Here is an 18,906-nt window from a genome sequence, read left to right on the forward strand (position 1 = left end):
GATCTGACGACGTTGATGGGAGGGATGGACTTGAGTCGCCGCTGCGAATGTACCCTCCTGCTGCTTTTCGTTATTAGCATTTTGCCAGCCAGCCTGAAGGCAGAAGTCGTGAACCTGTCCTGGGATAACGACCTGCTTACCGGATCCGACCGCGGATATACAAACGGGGTGCGCTTGTCGTATCTGACGGACACCGCTGACGAGAACGATGGAAAGTCGGCAAGATTTGCCCGAACTCTTCGTGATGGGCTGCGCTTTCTGCCCGGTATCGGTGCTTCTGATTCAGAGCATGCGGTTACACTGAGTTTGCGGCAATTCATGGTTACGCCTGAAGATATCACAGTTGAAAATCCGCAATTCGACGACATTCCCTATGCCGGCCACCTGTCGTTCAGCGGCACGCTCTGGAGCTGGGACGCCGATACGATTACCGGTTTTGGCGCTCACATCGGTGTTATTGGGCCCGAAAGCGGTGCCGAGTCGGTTCAGAAATGGGTGCATAAAGCCACTGGAAGCGACAAGCCGCAAGGATGGGGCAATCAGCTTGAAACCGATGTGGTGGGTGGCATTCAGGGTGCGCATGGCCGAAAGCTGCTGCAACTTGGGCAGGGCGGCAACATTGAACAGCGTGTATCGGTGATTGGGGCTGCACTATTGTCGAGTTTTCGAACTTCTGCAAAAGCCGGGTTGGTCTGGCAGCTTGGTAGGCATCTTCCAATAAATTTTGTGCCGGATTACGCAGGCACCTCTTCAACCATCGCCCTGCCGGGCTCTTTCAAGGATTCAGGCAGTAGCTGGTCAGTGTATGTTGGGCTGGGCGTGGAGTATGTAGGCTATTCCTATATTGACGACAATGCCGGGGCTTATCGTTTTGACGAAGGGCCGCTGATTGGTCAGCTCGGTCTGGGCGCTACCTGGCAGTGGGATCACCTGCTGGCCTCCGTCACACTGCGTGCCTCGACAAGCGAAGACGAGCGTCATAAAGATAACTTCAGCTTTGGGACGCTGTCATTTTCTTGGGCATTATAGAAAAGTCCGTTTCGACTCGTTGTTCACGGGTCACTTCGTCGTGGTCAGCCAGGCCTGACAGGGGTGATGTCTGGATGATTAAACTGAATTTCCAAGGAGTGGTTGTGTGAGGACTCTCAAATGTTTCTGATTATACTGGTGACATGAAGCATTCAGAGATTGGCCTGCACATACGAACGTACGATGATGAGGGGAAAAGTCACTCCCACGACCATCATCAACTGGTACTACCCTTAGCCGGAACATTATCTCTGTCAGTAGATGCCAGGGAAGGCGAGGTTGCTCAGCGTCGAGCAGCAATCATTCCCGCAGGAATTGGTCATGGATACGCTGCGACCGACGATAACCGGTTTTTGGTTGCAGACGTTCCCGAAGGCTTGGCCCCGGCGCTAGATAAGCTGCCTTGTTTCGTAGACCTAGATCCAGCATTGCTCCATTACGTCCAGTTCCTTCACGCACAGCTCCAAAATGGGACTGAGTCGGATTTTACCCAACATCAAATGCTACTCCTGCTTATTCAGTTGCTTCAGGAGCGCCATGGAAGTCAGCTAAAGCTGGACCGCAGAGTTCACGCCGCAAAACAATTTCTGGACGAAAACTTCAGCCGACGCTTGTCCTTGGCCGAAACGGCTGCCGTGGCACATCTGAGCATTCGGCAGTTGAACGATCTGTTTCGGCGCCAGGGCGGCATGACGCCGCATCAATACCTCACGGAGTTGCGAATGAAAGAAGCTTGGCGGCTTTTGGAGCAGTCGGGGCTCAGTGTCCAGCAAGTTGCTGACGCTGTCGGCTATTCGTCGTTATCAGCATTTAGCGACCGGTTCAGAGCCCACTTTGGCAAAGCGCCCAGCCACTTCCGCCGTATTTCGAAATAGTTCCGCCAGGATTCGAAAGTTTCTCTTCTTCGCACTGGATACCCTTCTGAAATCATTCACACATGAGAATTTCGGGGAGGGCTTCATGGCATCCGTTAACGCCGCAACTTGGATCGGGTCGATTTCCGTTCTGTTATGGGGCACTTTGGCATTGCTGACCAAGCTTTCCGGTGGCGAGATTCCAGAGTTTCAGCTCATGGCCATGACCTTCGGCATCGCTTTCCTGTTGATGTGCAGCCGTTGGATCTTCTCGGGGCATTCCGGTGTGCGTTATTTACGGCAGTCGCCACTTGCATGGTGCATCGGCATCGTTGGCTTGTTCGGTTATCACTTTGCCTACTTCAAGGCCATGACGCTGGCCCCTGCCGTTGAAGTCAGTCTTCTGGCTTACCTCTGGCCGCTACTGATCGTTCTGCTGTCGGCCTTGCTGCCAGGCGAGAAATTGCGAGCTCAGTACATCGTTGGGGCCCTAGTTGCCCTAGCAGGTTGCTGGTTGTTGATCAGCCGTAATGCAGACGGATTTGCCTGGGAGAACCTGCCGGGTTACCTGGTGGCTCTGTCCTGTGCACTGATCTGGTCATCTTATTCCGTTCTTAGCAGACTGGTTCGCTCGGTACCGACCGATGCAGTGGGCTGGTTCTGCGGTGTTACGGCCATTCTGGCGTTGATTTGCCACCTTTTGTGGGAGGAATCGGTATGGCCAGAAGGCCTACTCCAATGGACTGCAGTGATCGGGCTGGGCCTCGGACCGGTGGGCGTAGCGTTCTTTACCTGGGACCATGGTGTAAAACACGGAAACATCCAGTTACTGGGAGCCCTGGCATACAGTGCGCCACTCATTTCAGTGATCCTGTTGATCCTTGCCGGATTCGGCGAGGCTACATTTGCCGTGTTGAGTGCCAGCATTCTGATCGTCATTGGTTCTTTGATCGCGGGTCGTGCGAAAAGCCGGGCGGTTGCCGAGCCAGAAATGTTAAAAGACTAACTACCTCGAAGGAGCAGCGTGATGATTACTTGGGACGATTTTGAAAAAGTTGAACTGCGGATCGGAACCATCATCGATGTGATGGATTTTCCCGAGGCACGCAAGCCTGCTTATAAATTACGAGTCGATTTTGGACCTGAGATTGGTGTCCGTAAGTCGAGTGCGCAGCTTACGGACCTCTATGGCAAAGAGGAGCTCATCGGCAAACAGGTTCTTGCCGTTACCAACTTCCCGCCCAAACAGATCGGGCCCTTTTTATCGGAGTGCCTGGTCACTGGTGTGCAGACGGAGAAGGGCGCAGTTACTCTGGTAAGACCGGAGGCTCCAGTGGATAACGGGGAACGCTTGTTATGAGTTTTGGCGGATTACACATCACTGGCCAAAGTCTCTTGTGCTGCAAATGGTGAGCAGATAGCTCACCGTTGCCGCGCTCCAAAAAACTTTCCGCCGATTCGCTGCCCCAAAAAAGCCGAAAAGCTCCGTTTACTAGACCAATGCAAATGTCCGCTTTGCGACCGAAGCCGCCAACTTATGATGTCATTACCACCACCGTGAAAAAGCTCAGAGTCGGTAAAGCGCTTCCGGCCTATCGGCCAACGCTTGCAACTTGCGCAGCGCCACCTTCTCTATTTGCCGCACTCTTTCCCGACTGATCCCCATATCGTCTGAAATTGCCTGCAGGGTATCGGGCTCTGACAAACCAAGACCATAACGGCGAGAAAGGATTGCCTGCTCCCTGTCGGTAAGTTCACTAAACATAGCCTTCAAAGCACGACGATGATCCCGACCAGACATTTTGTGCTCAGGGCTCGCCTGCTCACCCGTCCCAAGGCTATCACCCAAAGTGATGGAGCCATCCTCAACTAACGGCACATCCGTTGAAATCTCTCTCCTGGCAAGCGCCCTGAGCAGGCCTATACGCGATGGCGTTGCCTCCAACGCTCGTGCCAGCTCGGTTTGTGAGGGCACACGCCCAAGGCTCTGATGCATCCGTAGAGACACTTTCTGGAGGTTACGAATCTCTTCCACCACATTCTCTGGCGTATGAACCAGGCGCACACCCCGTTGCAGGCAGCGTTTTACCTCTTCACTGATCCACCAGTAGGCATAGGTGGAAAAACGGAAGCCCTTGGTTGGATCAAATCGCTCAGCACCTTTGATCAGACCCACATTGGCATCCTGAATCAGATCAGACATGGGTATGCCTTGCTGGTTGTAGCGGCGAGCAATATGCACCGCCAAGCGCAGATTACTCTGGATGAGCTTGCTGCGACAGGCGTTTGCAAGATGGAAGGCACGACGGCACTTGGGTGAAAATGCACAAGCATCGCCAAGGCTGCCGATAACAGCGCGGAAAGTTTGAGGGGTGTCGTCAGGCAGCATCAGTTCCGCGCTGATAACCCGGTAGCATCGTGTCAGTTTGCGAGAAAGGCGGCGTTCAGTCGCCTCTGTGAGCATTTCATACCGGGACGCATCCCTGAAGTACAGCCCTACTACAGAATCCCTTTCACCATCGTTGGGCATTTTAGGAGACGGACCCAGCCTTTCGAAATTCGTCATGGCCTGGTACCGGTAGCAATTTACAGAGGATACGACCTCATGCCAAAGATGGATTCATCACAAGGCGCCCACACCCTGCAACGAATCCATCCTGGTTTTCAGTATTCAGTATTCAGGCGGCAACAATAGCGTAGCCGTGGTTGTGAGGTTCAACCAACGCACCGTGCAGCGCGATGATCGCTTTCTCGTAGTTATCTTCATCAACCACAAACTGGATATCAACCTGGCGCATACACTGGTGCATGGCCAGCACACTGATTTCTTCATCCGCCAGTGCTTTGACCGAACGCACGAGAATATCCGGTATTTTTATATCACTACCAATCGCTGAAACCACCGCCACTTTGCGGGTGCTGATTTCACCGTTGGGGAACTCCTGCTTCAACGCACTCACCACGCGTTTGACGTGCTTGAGCGTGCTACCCACGTAATGGGTGATGGTGTTGGCGTTGGTGTCCTTGGCCATAAAGCGCACTTTGAAGCGGCTCAGGATATCCAGAATACGACGGTCGGAACCCGGCTCGCCCTGCATGTCCTGATCGAACACCTCTATGGCGAAAACACCCTTGGCCCCGGCAATAATCTCGATCTGGGGCTTCTCACTGACATAATCGCCGGTGATCAGGGTGCCAGTATGCTCAGGCTCAAAGGTATTCATCACCCGCAGCGGAATCTCCGCCTGGCGCAGGCCTTTGCCGGCGCGAGGGTGAATTGCTTCCATACCCAGGTTTGCCAGCTGATCTGCCACGTCGTAGTTGGTGCGGCCCAATGGAACCACTTTATCCGCACCCACAATATTGGGGTCGGCAGAGCTCAGGTGGTATTCCTTGTGAATGATCGCTTCGCGAGCGTCGGTCATCACCGCCACACGGCTGAAGGTCATCTCGCTGTAGCCCCGGTCAAAGGTACGCATCAGGCCTTCTTTGCACTGGGCGTAGCCGGTCACGATCGGCAGTTCACGGCTCAGGTCAACAGACTCAAAAGTCTGCTTCAGCTTTTCGTCCAGTGGCAACAACTCGGTATCACGCCAGCCGGTGAGATCAACAAAACGTGCATTGATACCTTCCTGCTGAAGCTTCAATGTGGTGTTGAAGGCACTGTGCGCCTCACCAATGCCGGCAAGCATTTCACGAACCGTCAGCAAATGCTCTTCCAACTGGAACTGGCCGTATGAACACAAACGCTGCAAATCGATCAGACAGCCGCGAACGCCTTCAATACGGTCGGTAATGAACTGGTCCGCCTGCTGCCTCAGCATCGGGTCTTCAAACAATTCGCTGTTAATATCGGTAATAAACTTGATGAGCTGGGTAAGGTCGTCACCCCACGCCCAATCCGATTCAGCATCGGCAAACAGAGCATAGACACCCGGCTCGCCGGTCTTTTTGTGCTCCAGCAGCTCGTTGGTTACTCCGGCGTATGCAGACACCACAAAAATACGCTGGTAGAGCTCTTCCTTGCTACGATCCGCGACAATAATATTGTCACGTACAGCTTCGTAGTTACTCATTGAAGTACCGCCGATTTTCTCGACGGTATGTAATTGGCTTGTCATATTCCTACCCTGGCTACCCTGCAGAATGAATGTCCTGAGTGCGCAAGCGTCTTACGACGCTTCGCGGATTCCTTCCTGCATGATTTCATCCACACTCTTTGCCAGCAACTCGGCACCCAGTTTCAGGTCGTCCTTGCTGGTTGTCAGCGGCATAAGGCACTTGATGACTTCATCATTCGGGCCGCTGGTTTCGATAATCAGGCCGTGCTCAAAGGCGCGTTTGGTAATCGGGCCGGTAATATCAGCATTGGTCGCCTCGATGCCCCGCATCAAGCCACGGCCCTTCATTTTGAACTCACCCGGATATTTATCGCAAATGGCCTTGAGCGCATCGCCAAGTACCTGAACCTTTTCCTGTACTTCTTTGGCAAAGATATCGTCTTTCCAGTAAGTCTCAATGGCAGCACGGGCGGTAATAAATGCCATGTTGTTACCGCGGAAGGTTCCGTTGTGCTCACCTGAAGACCAGATGTCCAGCTCCGGCTTGAACAGCACCAGCGCCATTGGCAGGCCATAGCCACTCAGCGACTTGGAAACCGTTACGATATCCGGCTTGATACCCGCAAACTCAAAGCTGAAGAAGTTACCGGTACGGCCATTACCCGCCTGGATATCATCCAGAATCAGCAGCATGTCGTGTTTCTTACACAGCGCTTCCAGCCCTTTCAACCACTCGGCGCGGGCCGCATTCAAACCACCTTCGCCCTGAACGGCTTCAACAATGACGGCTGCAGGCACTTCAACACCGGAAGAGCCATCTGACAGCACCTTGTCCATAATTTCCAGGGTGTCTACGTCTTCACCCAGGTAGCCGTCGTAGAACATGAAATCTACGTTGCCCAGCGGCACACCCACACCACCACGGTGGTGCTTGTTACCGGTAGCCGCAACAGCGCCCATGGTTACGCCGTGGAATCCATTGGTGAACGAAATGATTCCGGAACGGCCCTTTACCTTGCGGGCCAGCTTCAGAGCGGCCTCCACACTGTTGGTGCCGGTAGGACCAGTGAACTGAATTTTGTAGTCCAGGCCACGGGGATCAAGAATGTACTTCTTGTAAGCTTCCATGAAACCTTGCTTGGCTGTCGTAAACATATCCAGGCCCTGGCTAACGCCATCCGCCTCAATGTACTCAAGCAGTGCTTTTTTCAGTGTGTCGTTATTGTGGCCGTAGTTCAGTGAACCAGCGCCGGCCAGAAAATCCAGGTACTGCTTGCCGTCTTCCGTGTAAAGATGCGCGTTTTTGGCGCGGTTAAAAATCACGGGGAATGCGCGGCTATATACACGTACTTGCGATTCAGTGGACTTGAAAATTTCCATAATGTTACCTCTTTGCCTTCCGGCACTTTAATGCAGAATGATTGATTGATGGTTCTGATGTTGTTCGTGCGGGCACTCAGGGCTTCTTGGTAAACGGCCCAATGCGCAGCAGAAATTCAGAATCGTGCTTGCCGCCAAAATGAATGCCTTTCTCGAAGTGCTCATGGTGCTCAATCTCTGCGCCCATATCTCGCGCAAAGGAACGGAACAACGCCCATGAAGCTTCGTTATCGGCGGTAATCGTGGTTTCCATGTGGGTCGCGTTTTTGCACGCTTCCCGGGCCACGATCTCTTTCAGCATCCGCTTGGCCAAGCCTTGTCCGCGACCCTTTTCATGCACGGCAACCTGCCATACAAAAACGGTTTCGGGTTTTTGGGGAGGGATATATCCGGAAATAAAACCGACCAGATCGCCATCTTTCTCCGCAGCTACGCCTGTTTCGGCAAAATGGCTGCACTGCAGGAGGTTGCAGTAAATGGAGTTGGCGTCCAGTGGAGGGCACTCTGCCACTAACTGGTGGAGCCTGAAGCCATCATCCTTAGTGGGGGTACGAAGGGTGATGGCGGTGGTATTCGATCCTTCAGAAGTCATAACTTAAGTGGTTCGCTTTTAAAATTAAGCGTTAAATTATATAGACCACAAAATATATTTCAAGTCGGGCAGGGGAATTACGTCCCGGAAAACCCTGATACTCACTCTGAGAATAGTCTGACTCACTGCATTTTCCAACACCAAAAAGATTATGACGCCGCAGGGAAAACAATCTCACCAGGGTTGAGCGAAGCGCCCTCGATAAGACGCCTCCGATACGATATCGCTGCCGGCGAACCCGATGGCCAGAGTTGGTCGAACTGCTCCACCCATGCACTGACGTTATAATCTACAGGTATCAAATCCACGTGCAACCCGGCAACTGAAGGCAGGCCAGCCACAGGCTCAACTGCTGACACCGTGCGACTTATGCGCGCAATCAACCCTCTTGCGTCTCCGCTCAGGTTGCCCATACCGGATGAGCCGTTATTGACCACCGCACGAAACCTCCCCCGAACCTCGCCAGACCAAAGTACAGGTAGGCACGTATGGGTAGAGGCCATCACATCTGCGCCGGATTCCCGAAACCACGCTTCAAGACTGCGCTCGTTGCCGGCAGCAAAGGATTCATGGGCCAACCCCCAACCAGCCAAAGACTCCGGATCGCCGTGCAAGACCAAAACCTTTAGTCCTCCAAACATCAAGCATTGATATCTTGGAAGAGCAGCCAACCGCTGCTGAATATCCGGGTGCGATCCGGCAAGTTTTTGTAGCCTCGACATAATCTGATTGGAACGCTCAACCACACCCTGGCCCACAAATTCAGGGTAGGCACAGCCACACCCGGCACCGCTATTCGGAGTTGCCAGTTCATAATCCACGTTGCCCAAAATGGCCATATGGCTCAGTACCCGGCTGTTGATATCGCGGAACAGCTCATCACTGGCGTTAAACCAGTTGAAATCGCCGTTGAACACCAGCTTTACGCTGCGCCCCTGCCGCTCTTCTGCAAGGGCCATGTTCTCAATTTCATCCAGCGCAAACGGATTGCCGTAGAGCCCGCCAATTACATAAATAACGTCTTCAGCCACCGGCACAGGGTCGGCACACAAAACAGCGGGCTGATAACGATACGCCAGCGGGCAACTGCGGCCTTCCGTCATCGCGCTTCTCCGGCCGCCAAGGTTTTCCCGGCCAGCAGGCGCACCGCTAAAGGCAGGAAGAAGCCCGCGGTGCAGATCAGGAACCCATAGGCGTTAACGCCCAACAGCGTGGCGTACTTGCCATCCCCAATCGCCCAGCTCGCCGGAATAAGCCCCGCCGCCAAAAGAATGCCAAGCCCGAGGCCCGTCCAGAAACTGAGATGAAAACTCCACGGCGACCAGCGAGTGAACCCATAGAACAAAAACACCGGCGCCAGCCCCATCACCATAGTGCCGGAAACGGTCGTGGCCTTGAGAATATCGGTGCCCGCAAACATCGGCAGGTTGCCGATCACCGCAAACACCACCATCACCACCGCCCCCACGCGCATGCTTGGCAGGCGATCTTTCGCCCCACGCACCAGCCGTGGCAGATCCACCGCCAGTGATTTGGCCAGTGAGGTAAAGGTTGAATCCAGAGTAGAGCCCGCAGACGTCATCATCACCACACTCATGAAAAACAACGCCACCAATCCCAATGACTGCCCCACCGCCACCGGCGCATTGCCCATGGCCTCAATGCCGTTCAGGCGAGCGTGAACACCCACCAGACTGAACAAAAACACTGCCACAAAGCCCAGCAAGCCTGCCACTACAAAGCTCTTGAGCATGGTTTTTTCTTTATTCACAAAGGCTCGATCAGTAAGCACCGGATCGTGAAACGGATAGCTGAACATCTGCAACAGGGCCACAAGCAACAGATCGAAGCCCGCATTCAACCGGAACTCGCCCTCGCTCAGCAAAGCGGAAGAATCGTTGGCCGGGATAATCATGAACAGCACCGCCCCCAGGAAAAACACAAACACGAACGTTTGAATCACATCCGTAAAAATCGAAGACCGCAGCCCGCCCTTCAGGCTGTAGGCCAGCGTAAACGCCGTGAACACCATCGCCGCGAGGTAATACTCCAACTCCCCGGGAAGCCCGAAGTAACCACCCACAACCGCCGTATTGCTCCAAACCTCGTTATACAACCGAATCAGAATAGCCGCCGCAAACGCCAACCCTGCAAAACGCCCAAACCGCGACGTAAGAAAATCCTGCAAACTCCGCGCCCCGGTCTGCGTACGAATCAGATAAATCACATACCCGGCCACCGGAATCGAAAGCCAGTAACTGGCATAAGCCAGCCCGCCAACCACCCCGTAATCCGCCCCCAGATTCGCCGCATTGGTCACCGACTTGGCAAAAATCCAACTAATAAAAATACTGGCCGTAAGCGACCACTGACTAACCGGATTACCCTGATCATCAGCGCCCTTGTAAAAAGACTCCGAGTTCCTGCTTTTCGGCGAAAGCACATACATAACCACGCCATAAACCAGCAAGAACCCCCAAAACAGGGCGGCTTCTGTGATATTCACTGTTGTTTACTTCCTCGTTGTATTCCGGTGGCTGCCTAGAGAACTTTATCCGGGGGCATTGTTCGTTTTTCTGGTTCAGAGGTGTCGGCACTGGTGGGGTTGGGGTCAAAAAACCGCCCGTGAACCCATCCATGGGGGGCTTGGTCGCGCCATCCCTGGCGCTCCACATTTTTTGACCCCAACCCCACCAGCACCTTGGCTGAACCAAGTTCTTTCGTTCCCCGACAAAAAAGGCGCCTGAAACACTTACATTTTTAAACCATGAGGCTCGCAAGGTGTTCCCGCGGTATGGGGGGTGACAGTTTATTTTCGCCGGAAAAAGATGTCTGAGCGCAGCGAGTTGTTTTTCCAAGAAAATAAACTGTCACCCCCCATACCGCCAACTCCCTACCCAGCAAGCTACCAGGCCAAACACCTAACCAGGCGCCGAACAACTAGCCCCATAGCGGTAACAGGAAAAGCACCGATGATGCCGCAACATAATGCGCTCACCCATGCTCTCCGCCAGCGACCCACCCAAATCATACTCAGGGTCATCATCCACCAGCGTGCAAGCATAAACCCGCACCGAATCGCCCTTCTTCACCAACATCCGCGTATAAGTACACATGAAATGAGCACGACTCTGAGGCGTTGGATATTTCTCCATGCACCCCTCAGTAATCTCAGGACTACCATCCTCAGAACCCGGCGTACCCAAATCCGGGAACGCCGTAAACGCCAGATTCTCCGGAATCTGCCACTCACGGAAAATCCCACGGAACGCCGCCTCCACATCTGCCGGCACCTCATTGGTATCCGTCTGCCGGGCAATCGAAACCTTGAACCCCTGCTCAATCAGCCAGTGAATCCCCTCCAGCGCCTGATCAAAACTTCCCTCACCGCGATCCTTGTCGTGACGGGCACGATCAGGAAAATCCAGGCTCACTCGGAAATGAATCGGGTAGGGGTTATCCAGCAAAGGCAATACCTGATGCCGGCGCTTGAGTAACGGCTCAGTGGCATTGGTCAGCACAAAACAGGGCCGGTGCTGGCTGGCATAATTGAGAATATTCACAAAATCGCGTATCACGAACGGCTCGCCACCCGTGAAGGAAAACTGCTCCACGCCCATATCAATGGCTTCGTGGATAAACGGCTTCACATCGCTCAGCTTCATGCCAGGAATACGACCATCACCGGGATGACTGCCCTCCAGGCAGAACGGGCAAGCCAGGTTGCAGGCGGTGCCCGTGTGAATCCACAACTCTTTCAGCTTGTCCGCATCAATGTAACCCCGAGGGTCGCCATTGCGAGTGTGGGTCCAGCTGTCGCGGCCTCTGGGTGCCCGCACTTCTACCGCGGGTATGCGCTGCCTGGCAGGTCGTGTTTCAGTCAGGGGCATGGATGCTCCTTGATTCGGTGACATTACGGCGTCACGTTTGAAGTGTCGGGCAAGCTGCATGGACTTTTGCCACGTCGCCAACCGTGTAATTTTTCCAGCAACCTGAGAACCGTCTCGGGCGCATTGGCACGCTTCCACTCACCCGCAGCGTACTTGGCTGATTCGTTCCAGGTGGGGTACGGGTGAATCGTGCCCAAGATCTTGTTCAGGCCCAGGCCATGCTTCATGGCCAGGGTAAATTCCGCCAGAATTTCAGCGGCATGGGCGCCAACTACCACCGCACCAAGAATCTTGTCCTTGCCCGGCGGCGTAAGCACTTTGATAAAGCCGTAGTCTTCGCTGTCGGTAATCGCCCGGTCGAGATCGTCCAGGCCGTAGCGGGTTAACTCGTAAGCCACACCCCGCTCCTTCGCTTCCGCCTCACTCAGGCCCACACGAGCCACTTCCGGCGAGGTAAAAGTGACCCAGGGCATCACCCGATAATCCACCTTGAAGCGCTTGAACTGGCCAAACAAGCCGTTTACCGCCGCATACCAGGCCTGATGCGCCGCCGCGTGAGTAAACTGATATGGCCCAGCCACATCGCCACAGGCGAATACGTTGGGATATCGCATGCTCATGTCGTCGTCTACTGGCACAGTGCCGTTAGGCAGGGGTTCAATGCCAATCCGGTTTAGATTCAAGCCTGACGTATTCGCAGCGCGGCCCACAGCCACCAACACCTGATCGAACGGAATACGCACCTGCTCACCCTTGTGATCGCAGTAGGCAATTTTCTCACCGTCTTCCATGCAGAATTTTGTGGCCGCATGGTTCAGGCGCAGATCAATGCCATCGGCTTCAAACTGCTTTTTCACCACATCAGACACATCAACGTCTTCTTTAGCCAGTAAGCGGTCATCCCGCTCCACCTGAATCACCTGGCTACCCAGCCTTGCAAACGCGTGGGCCAATTCCGAACCAATAGGCCCTCCGCCCAGAACCAGCAACCGCTCTGGCTGCTCTTCCAGATCCCACAGGTTGTCTGAATTCAGCGGGCTCATTTCCGCCAGCCCGGGTATCGGAGGCATGGCCGGTTTGCCGCCGGTCGCAACCACGATGCTGCGCGCGGTCAGGCGTTCAGTGCGGCCATCATTGTGTTTTATTTCAAGCTCCCAAGGAGATACGAAACTGGCCTCACCAAAGATGCAGTCCACACCCAGTTTTTGATAGCGCTCGGGGGAATCGTGGGGCTCTATCTTGGCAATCACTTCCTTCACCCGGCTCATGATGTTTTTGAAGGAGCCCTTCACAGGCACAGATTCCAGCCCGTAACGGTTGGCATGGCGCATGGTATCGGCGGCTTTGGCACTACGAATCAGTGCTTTGGACGGAACACAGCCAGTGTTCAGGCAATCGCCTCCCAGCTTGTGCTTTTCAATCAGCGCCACCTTGGCTTTTACGGCAGCGGCAATATAAGCCGTCACCAAACCGGCAGACCCTCCACCAATCACCAGCATGTTGTAATCAAAGGATTCCGGTTTTTGCCAGCCAGCGTAAACACGGCGACGACGAATAAAACCCACCACGAACTTGGCAATCAACGGGAAAATGCCCAGCAAGGCGAGGGAGATCAACAAATCGGCAGACACAATATCGGACGTAGACTGAACCTGACCCAGCTGGGTTCCGGCGTTCACATAGATGAATGTGCCAGGCAGCATTGCCACCCAACTTACCAGCGCATAGGTGCGCAGCTTCATTGACGTCAGGCCCATGGCCAGATTGATCAGGAAAAACGGGAACACCGGTACCAGTCGCAAGGTGGCGAGATAGAAAGCGCCGTCTTTCTCCACACCGCGATCCATCTTCGCCACGGTTTCCCGGTAGCGGGAACGCAGGGTATCGCGCATCAGGAATCTGGCAACGAGAAAGGCGAGAGAAGCCCCCACAGTAGACGCCAGGGAAACCGCCAGCAGCCCGTATATGTTGCCAAAAAACGCACCGCCAGCGAGGGTCATAATTACCGCGCCAGGCAGGGAAAGCGCCGTCACCACCACATAAATAGCCATGTAGCCTGCAACCGCCAGCAGCAGATTTGCCTCAATCCATTGGGCCAGGCTTGCCTGATGGGACTGCAGGTTAGCCAGGGTGAGCAGTTTATGGCCGTCCAGACCAATAAAAACGCCAACCACGGCCACAATGGCCAGAATCAGTATCAGCTTGCTTCGATTCATGTCTAAGCCTGTAAGAAATGTTTAGAACAATACGTTTGTTGCTGTGACACGATCACCGCCCAAATGTTGCAGCGCACATGAAATGAATTTGAGAAGCTATCCTGAAGACAGAAAGCCAAATATACACAACCGGAGTGAAGAATGTTTCTGAACTGGCTAGCGAAGCATCTCGCCGCCTACCTTTCCAAGCAGGTAGCGCAGCACTCTGTGGCCACCTCAACCTATGAGGCCATGGCAAAGGCGCTCAGGCCCGGAGATGTATTGCTTGTGGAGGGAGACACCCGCATCAGTGTGGCGATAAAGTACCTGACCCAATCCACCTGGTCTCATGCGGTTCTTTACCTGGGGCCCGATGCCGGGCTGGGAACATCAGAAAATGGCGAGCCCCACACGCTGATTGAGGCAGACCTGGAGGTTGGCATTCGCACGCTGCCGCTATCCTTCTATCGCAACAGCCATACCCGAATCTGTCGCCCTGTAGGGCTGGATGACGAAAATATTCGAATGCTTACTGACTACGCCCTGAGCCGACTGGGCAACCGGTACGATCTGAAAAACGTGTTTGATCTGGCGCGCTATCTCATCCAGACGCCACCGGTTCCTTCAAGGCACAGACACAAATTACTATCCCTCGGCAGCGGCGATCCAACACGCACGATATGCTCCACGTTTATTGCAGAGGGTTTCCATCGCCTGCGCTACCCCATACTTCCGACCATAGACACCATTCCTTCTGACGACCCCAACTGCCGGGACTGCATTCGTGAGCACTACCGAATCCGGCAAACATCCTTGTTTACCCCCAGGGATTTCGATGCGTCGCCGTACTTCCGGATTATCAAACCAACGCTGGAAAACGACTTTGATTTCAGAGCCATCGACTGGGCAGACTTATAAGCTGCCCATTACCGATCGGCTTTAACGTAAATCCGGGTTCAGCGTATAGGTTCCGGTTACCCGGGCACTGGCCAATACGTGACCTTTCATGGCCTTGCGCACCGCCTCGCCATCAAACTCGCCAGAAAGCCCCAACGACTCCACATCCAGCGCATGCACTTCGTAGTGATAGTGGTGCAGCAGCTCATCGTTCCAGGGTGGGCAGGGGCCATCGTACCCGGTGTAAGTGCCGGCCATGTCAGGGTTGCCTGCCAAAAACTGGGTAAAGTTATTCACCCCGCGCAGGCCAAACACGCCATCAGCGCTGTCTTTGCCTTTTGGCGTAACACCATCACTGTCTTCGCCTTCAGGAATGCGGCTAATGCGGGCCGGAATATCCACCAGTAGCCAGTGGAAAAAATCCACCCGTGGAATATCCTTTGAAATGGTTTTGCCTTCCTGGTTTGCATCGTCCGCCACACTGGGTACATCCGGGTCGAACATCATAACCACAAAGCTTTTGGTGCCTTCTGGCTCACCCTCCCAGGACATTCCCGGGTTCCGGTTAGGACCAAAACTCATGCGATCTTCCGGGTGGAACACGCCGAACGCGAATAGATCCGGGATCGGCTTACCCTCTTCAATCCCCTCAACGTTCAGTTTCATGGTGCTTTCTCCTGTCAGTTATTGCTGTTATTAGCGTCGTTCTATTACAACGATTGTGCCTGAAGCTAACTCATTCTGTGATAAAAGGTTGTATCAACGGTATCGTACTCATGTCTACAACAACTGTTCAGCAATTATTTAGATGGAGCCCAGATGAGCGAACACAAGCCCGGCCAGCCTCAACAACCCGAAAGCCAACTGGATGAAGACGCCATTGCCTTTGCCCAGGGGATTTTTGAACTGGCCCGCAACGGTGGCACCCACATGCTTCGCCCCTTGTTGGACGCAGGTGTACCCGCAAACATGCGCACCAGCGACGGCAAAAGCCTGCTGATGCTTGCTGCCGGCAACGGCCATGCAGGTACGGTACAACTCCTGTTGGAAAAAGGCGCCAATCCCGAATTACAGGATGAAGAAGGCAATACGGCACTGAGCCTTGCCCGCGCGACAGATTCCCAAGCCACCGTTAAACTCCTGAGCCCCTAGCCCGGCCTTCTCCAAGAGCATCGTATGTTCAACACAGGCGATATTATTCATCACAGCCGGGATAAGCTCGGCAGCATTCTGGTGATCGATTACCGCAAACATCGGGTACTGACCTTCAACTCAATGTTTGAACAAAGCAAGATCGACAGGCGCTACCCCCACGTTCCCGTGCACGAATACAATCGCGCCATGTTTCTGCCTGCAGCCTTCAAAACCCCGCAACACGTCACCATACTGGGGCTTGGTGGCGGTGTAATGGCCAGCGCCTTTCATCACCTGTTTCCTGAGTGCCACATACATGCAATTGAACTGCGAGAGGCTGTGCTTTACGTGGCCCGGGAGTACTTTGACCTGCCCGAAAGTGAGCGCCTGAACGTAACCATTGCCGACGCCCGCGATGCCCTGAGCAACATCCCTGAAAAGAGCACCGATTTGATTCTGGCCGACTTGTACAGCGCAGACCGCATGAGCCCCGCACAGGCGCAGCGCCAGTTTGTAGAAGGCTGCAGCCGGGCGCTGAGCGACAATGGTTGGCTCGCACTGAATTACCATCGCCCACCAGATCCGGACGGGCCTTACTTCCGCCAGCTGAAAAAGCACTTTGCCGTGTTACTGGCTTTCAAGAGCAAAACCAACAACACCATTGTGTATGCCAGCAAACAACCCTTTGAGGCCATACACCCGAAGGATCCTGCACTTGCCAGCCTGGAAAAGCGCCTGCCTATTGGCTGGAAGCAGATAATGAGCAAGGTAATCCGGCTTTAACGTCATTTGATGGGCCACACGGGCTCAGGTCCACTTTTCCTGCGGCGCCGTGTAGCCATTAAAGCCCTCTATCAGCGCCGCCGGTGTATCGGCCAACACAATCATGTCGAGGTATTGCTGCTTGACGAACCCGGAAGCCACCATGGTTTTAACCATCTCAAGCTGCGCGTCGTAAAATCCATTCACATTATAGAAAGCGCAGGGCTTTCTGTGAAAACCAAGCTGCCCCCATGTCCACACCTCGAAGATCTCTTCCAATGTGCCAATGCCCCCTGGCAGGGCCACAAAGCCATCGGCCAGCTCTGCCATCTTCGCTTTGCGCTCATGCATGCTGTCTACAACAAAAAGTTCGGTAAGGCCCGGATGCGCCAGCTCCCGGTTAACCAGATGCTGCGGAATCACGCCAAAAACCTTACCTCCGGCTGCCAATACCGCATCAGCAACAACGCCCATAAGGCCAACATGCCCGCCACCAAACACCAGATCTATCCCGTTATTACCGAAGAACTCGCCCAGCTCTCTGGCCTTTTCAATATAGAGCGGCTCATTACCTGAACGGGAACCACAGTAAACTGCTACTTTCATATCTTCCTGTCTCTTGCTGTATTTCAAATGATTAATGGGCCTTCCGACCAATTGTGCAGCCTGCCCGGCGCGCGTTAGTATTATCCCCGCAGCACCCGTATCCTACCTGTAAGCTAGCCCCAGTGACGACAGCCAAGCGTTTTTCCGCAAGAGCGTTTGGCTTTCATTACTTAAAGGTCTGAACGCTATGGATAACCTTCATCACATTGTGGTGGTCGGCGGTGGTGCCGGCGGCCTCGAACTTGTTACCAGCCTGGGCAGAAAACTCGGCAAAAAAGGCAAAGCCCGCATTACCCTTGTTGATGCCGGCCTTACCCACGTGTGGAAGCCCCTGCTGCACGAAGTGGCCTCCGGCTCACTGGATGCCAACTCCAACGAAGTGAACTACCGGGCCCACGCCCGCAGGCACCACTACGAATTCCAGCTCGGCCGCATGAATGGCCTCAACCGTGAGGCCAAAGAACTGGTGATCGCCCCCTTTTTTGATGAGGAGGGCATTGAAGTAGTACCTGAGCGCCGACTGAAGTACGACACGCTGGTGATTGCCGTAGGCAGCACCGCTAACGATTTTGGCACTCCCGGTGCACAGGAGAACTGCCTGTTCCTCGACAGCCTGAAGCAGGCACGGCGCTTCCACAACCTGATGCTCAACGCCTTTTTGCGCAAAAACCACGAAGCCATGCAAGGCGGGGCTCACGCGCTCAACATAAGCATTATAGGCGCAGGCGCCACAGGGGTTGAGCTGGCTGCAGAACTGCGAATGGCATCACGGGAACTGCCCGTTTACGGCATGAACCACCTGAAAGCCTCCGATGTATCCATTACCGTAATTGAAGCCGCCGACCGGATTCTACCGGCGTTGCCGGGGCGGCTATCGGCAGCCGCCACCAAAGAGCTAGGCCGCCAACACGTGAAAGTACTCAATGGCCAACCCGTAAGCGAAATTCGCCCTGGCCTTGTGGTACTGAAAGACGGCACCGAACTGCCCTCAGAAATGACCATCTGGGCCGCTGGCATTAAAGCGCCTGCATTTTTGGCCGACCTCGACGGGCTGGAATCCAACCGCAGCAACCAGCTAATAGTGCACCAAACCCTGCAAACCACCCAGGATGCAGACATATTCGCCTTCGGCGACTGCGCAGCCTGCCCGCAGCCGAATTCTGACCGCCCCGTAGCGCCGCGCGCTCAGGCGGCACACCAACAGGCCGACACCCTGTTCAAAACCCTGTGCAACCGGCTGGAAGGCAAAGACGCCGTGCCCTTCGTGTACAACGACTACGGTTCGCTGATCAACTTCAGCCACTACACCACCGTAGGCAACCTGATGGGCAACCTGTCTGGCCGCAGCATGTACATTGAAGGCAAGGTGGCGCGGCTGTTTTATGTATCGCTATACCGCATGCACCAGGTGGCCTTGCACGGCTTTCTGCGCACGGGCGTGATCTGGTTTATGGATAAGATTAGCCGGGCTATGCAGCCGAGGATGAAGTTGCATTGATGGGCTAA

The 18,906-nt window shown here is 54.4% G+C and carries 18 protein-coding genes; 8 read left to right on the forward strand and 10 right to left on the reverse strand.

Annotated elements, in window-relative coordinates; translation table 11 throughout:
- The first annotated feature begins 30 nt into the window (after positions 1-30).
- From FFI61_RS11945 to FFI61_RS11960, 4 genes are all read left to right on the forward strand, one after another.
- Complete coding sequence (locus FFI61_RS11945) at positions 31-1,029, forward strand: lipid A deacylase LpxR family protein (protein WP_227714868.1); 999 nt, start codon at positions 31-33, stop codon at positions 1,027-1,029.
- Between the two features lie 143 nt (positions 1,030-1,172).
- Complete coding sequence (locus tag FFI61_RS11950) at positions 1,173-1,904, forward strand: AraC family transcriptional regulator (protein WP_200370667.1); 732 nt, start codon at positions 1,173-1,175, stop codon at positions 1,902-1,904.
- A gap of 85 nt (positions 1,905-1,989) precedes the next feature.
- On the forward strand, positions 1,990-2,889 hold the full coding sequence (locus FFI61_RS11955; protein WP_200370668.1) for a DMT family transporter: 900 nt from the start codon (positions 1,990-1,992) through the stop codon (positions 2,887-2,889).
- A gap of 21 nt (positions 2,890-2,910) precedes the next feature.
- Positions 2,911-3,243, forward strand: coding sequence for a tRNA-binding protein (locus FFI61_RS11960; protein WP_200370669.1), 333 nt, complete (start codon positions 2,911-2,913; stop codon positions 3,241-3,243).
- A 207-nt stretch (positions 3,244-3,450) separates the two neighbouring features.
- Here FFI61_RS11960 and FFI61_RS11965 read toward each other — a convergent pair whose 3' ends face one another.
- From FFI61_RS11965 to FFI61_RS12000, 8 genes are all read right to left on the reverse strand, one after another.
- Positions 3,451-4,449 carry an RNA polymerase sigma factor RpoD/SigA gene (locus FFI61_RS11965; protein ID WP_200370670.1) on the reverse strand — a complete coding sequence of 333 codons (999 nt, stop codon included), beginning with the start codon at positions 4,447-4,449 and terminating at the stop codon, positions 3,451-3,453.
- A 112-nt stretch (positions 4,450-4,561) separates the two neighbouring features.
- Entirely contained in the window at positions 4,562-6,004 is a 1,443-nt protein-coding gene (locus FFI61_RS11970; RefSeq protein WP_200201480.1) for an aspartate kinase, read from the reverse strand.
- Positions 6,005-6,055: 51 nt separating this feature from the next.
- Positions 6,056-7,324, reverse strand: a complete 1,269-nt coding sequence (gene ectB / locus FFI61_RS11975; RefSeq protein ID WP_200370671.1) for a diaminobutyrate--2-oxoglutarate transaminase — start codon at positions 7,322-7,324, stop codon at positions 6,056-6,058.
- Positions 7,325-7,400: 76 nt separating this feature from the next.
- Positions 7,401-7,916, reverse strand: coding sequence for a diaminobutyrate acetyltransferase (gene ectA, locus FFI61_RS11980; protein ID WP_200370672.1), 516 nt, complete (start codon positions 7,914-7,916; stop codon positions 7,401-7,403).
- Between the two features lie 149 nt (positions 7,917-8,065).
- The gene (locus FFI61_RS11985) at positions 8,066-9,019 is read right to left on the reverse strand and encodes a metallophosphoesterase family protein (RefSeq protein WP_200370673.1); all 954 of its coding nucleotides are present in this window, start codon (positions 9,017-9,019) and stop codon (positions 8,066-8,068) included.
- Entirely contained in the window at positions 9,016-10,422 is a 1,407-nt protein-coding gene (locus FFI61_RS11990) for a sodium:solute symporter family transporter (protein WP_200370674.1), read from the reverse strand. The genes FFI61_RS11985 and FFI61_RS11990 overlap by 4 nt, the downstream gene beginning before the upstream one ends.
- Before the next feature lie 415 nt (positions 10,423-10,837).
- Positions 10,838-11,806 carry a radical SAM protein gene (locus tag FFI61_RS11995; protein WP_200370675.1) on the reverse strand — a complete coding sequence of 323 codons (969 nt, stop codon included), beginning with the start codon at positions 11,804-11,806 and terminating at the stop codon, positions 10,838-10,840.
- A 23-nt stretch (positions 11,807-11,829) separates the two neighbouring features.
- Complete coding sequence (locus FFI61_RS12000) at positions 11,830-14,022, reverse strand: FAD-dependent oxidoreductase (protein ID WP_200370676.1); 2,193 nt, start codon at positions 14,020-14,022, stop codon at positions 11,830-11,832.
- Positions 14,023-14,163: 141 nt separating this feature from the next.
- Between FFI61_RS12000 and FFI61_RS12005 the strand changes: the two genes are divergently transcribed.
- Entirely contained in the window at positions 14,164-14,919 is a 756-nt protein-coding gene (locus FFI61_RS12005) for a lipo-like protein (RefSeq protein WP_200370677.1), read from the forward strand.
- 21 nt (positions 14,920-14,940) lie between these two features.
- On the opposite strand, the gene FFI61_RS12010 is transcribed toward FFI61_RS12005, so the two are convergent.
- The gene (locus FFI61_RS12010; RefSeq protein WP_200370679.1) at positions 14,941-15,564 is read right to left on the reverse strand and encodes a YbhB/YbcL family Raf kinase inhibitor-like protein; all 624 of its coding nucleotides are present in this window, start codon (positions 15,562-15,564) and stop codon (positions 14,941-14,943) included.
- Positions 15,565-15,717: 153 nt separating this feature from the next.
- On the opposite strand from FFI61_RS12010, the gene FFI61_RS12015 reads away from it, so the two are divergent.
- The gene (locus tag FFI61_RS12015) at positions 15,718-16,050 is read left to right on the forward strand and encodes an ankyrin repeat domain-containing protein (RefSeq protein ID WP_200370681.1); all 333 of its coding nucleotides are present in this window, start codon (positions 15,718-15,720) and stop codon (positions 16,048-16,050) included.
- A gap of 24 nt (positions 16,051-16,074) precedes the next feature.
- Positions 16,075-16,815: a spermidine synthase gene (locus tag FFI61_RS12020; protein ID WP_200370682.1), complete on the forward strand. Its 741-nt coding sequence runs from the start codon at positions 16,075-16,077 to the stop codon at positions 16,813-16,815.
- A 24-nt stretch (positions 16,816-16,839) separates the two neighbouring features.
- On the opposite strand, the gene FFI61_RS12025 is transcribed toward FFI61_RS12020, so the two are convergent.
- A complete protein-coding gene (locus FFI61_RS12025) occupies positions 16,840-17,400 on the reverse strand; it encodes a TIGR00730 family Rossman fold protein (protein WP_200370683.1) in 561 nt (186 codons plus the stop codon).
- 187 nt (positions 17,401-17,587) lie between these two features.
- Between FFI61_RS12025 and FFI61_RS12030 the strand changes: the two genes are divergently transcribed.
- The gene (locus tag FFI61_RS12030; RefSeq protein WP_200370684.1) at positions 17,588-18,898 is read left to right on the forward strand and encodes an NAD(P)/FAD-dependent oxidoreductase; all 1,311 of its coding nucleotides are present in this window, start codon (positions 17,588-17,590) and stop codon (positions 18,896-18,898) included.
- The last annotated feature ends 8 nt before the right edge of the window (positions 18,899-18,906 follow it).

Origin of the sequence: Marinobacter sp. DY40_1A1, from assembly GCF_016597815.1 — a bacterium.
Taxonomy (GTDB): Bacteria; Pseudomonadota; Gammaproteobacteria; order Pseudomonadales; family Oleiphilaceae; genus Marinobacter; species Marinobacter xiaoshiensis.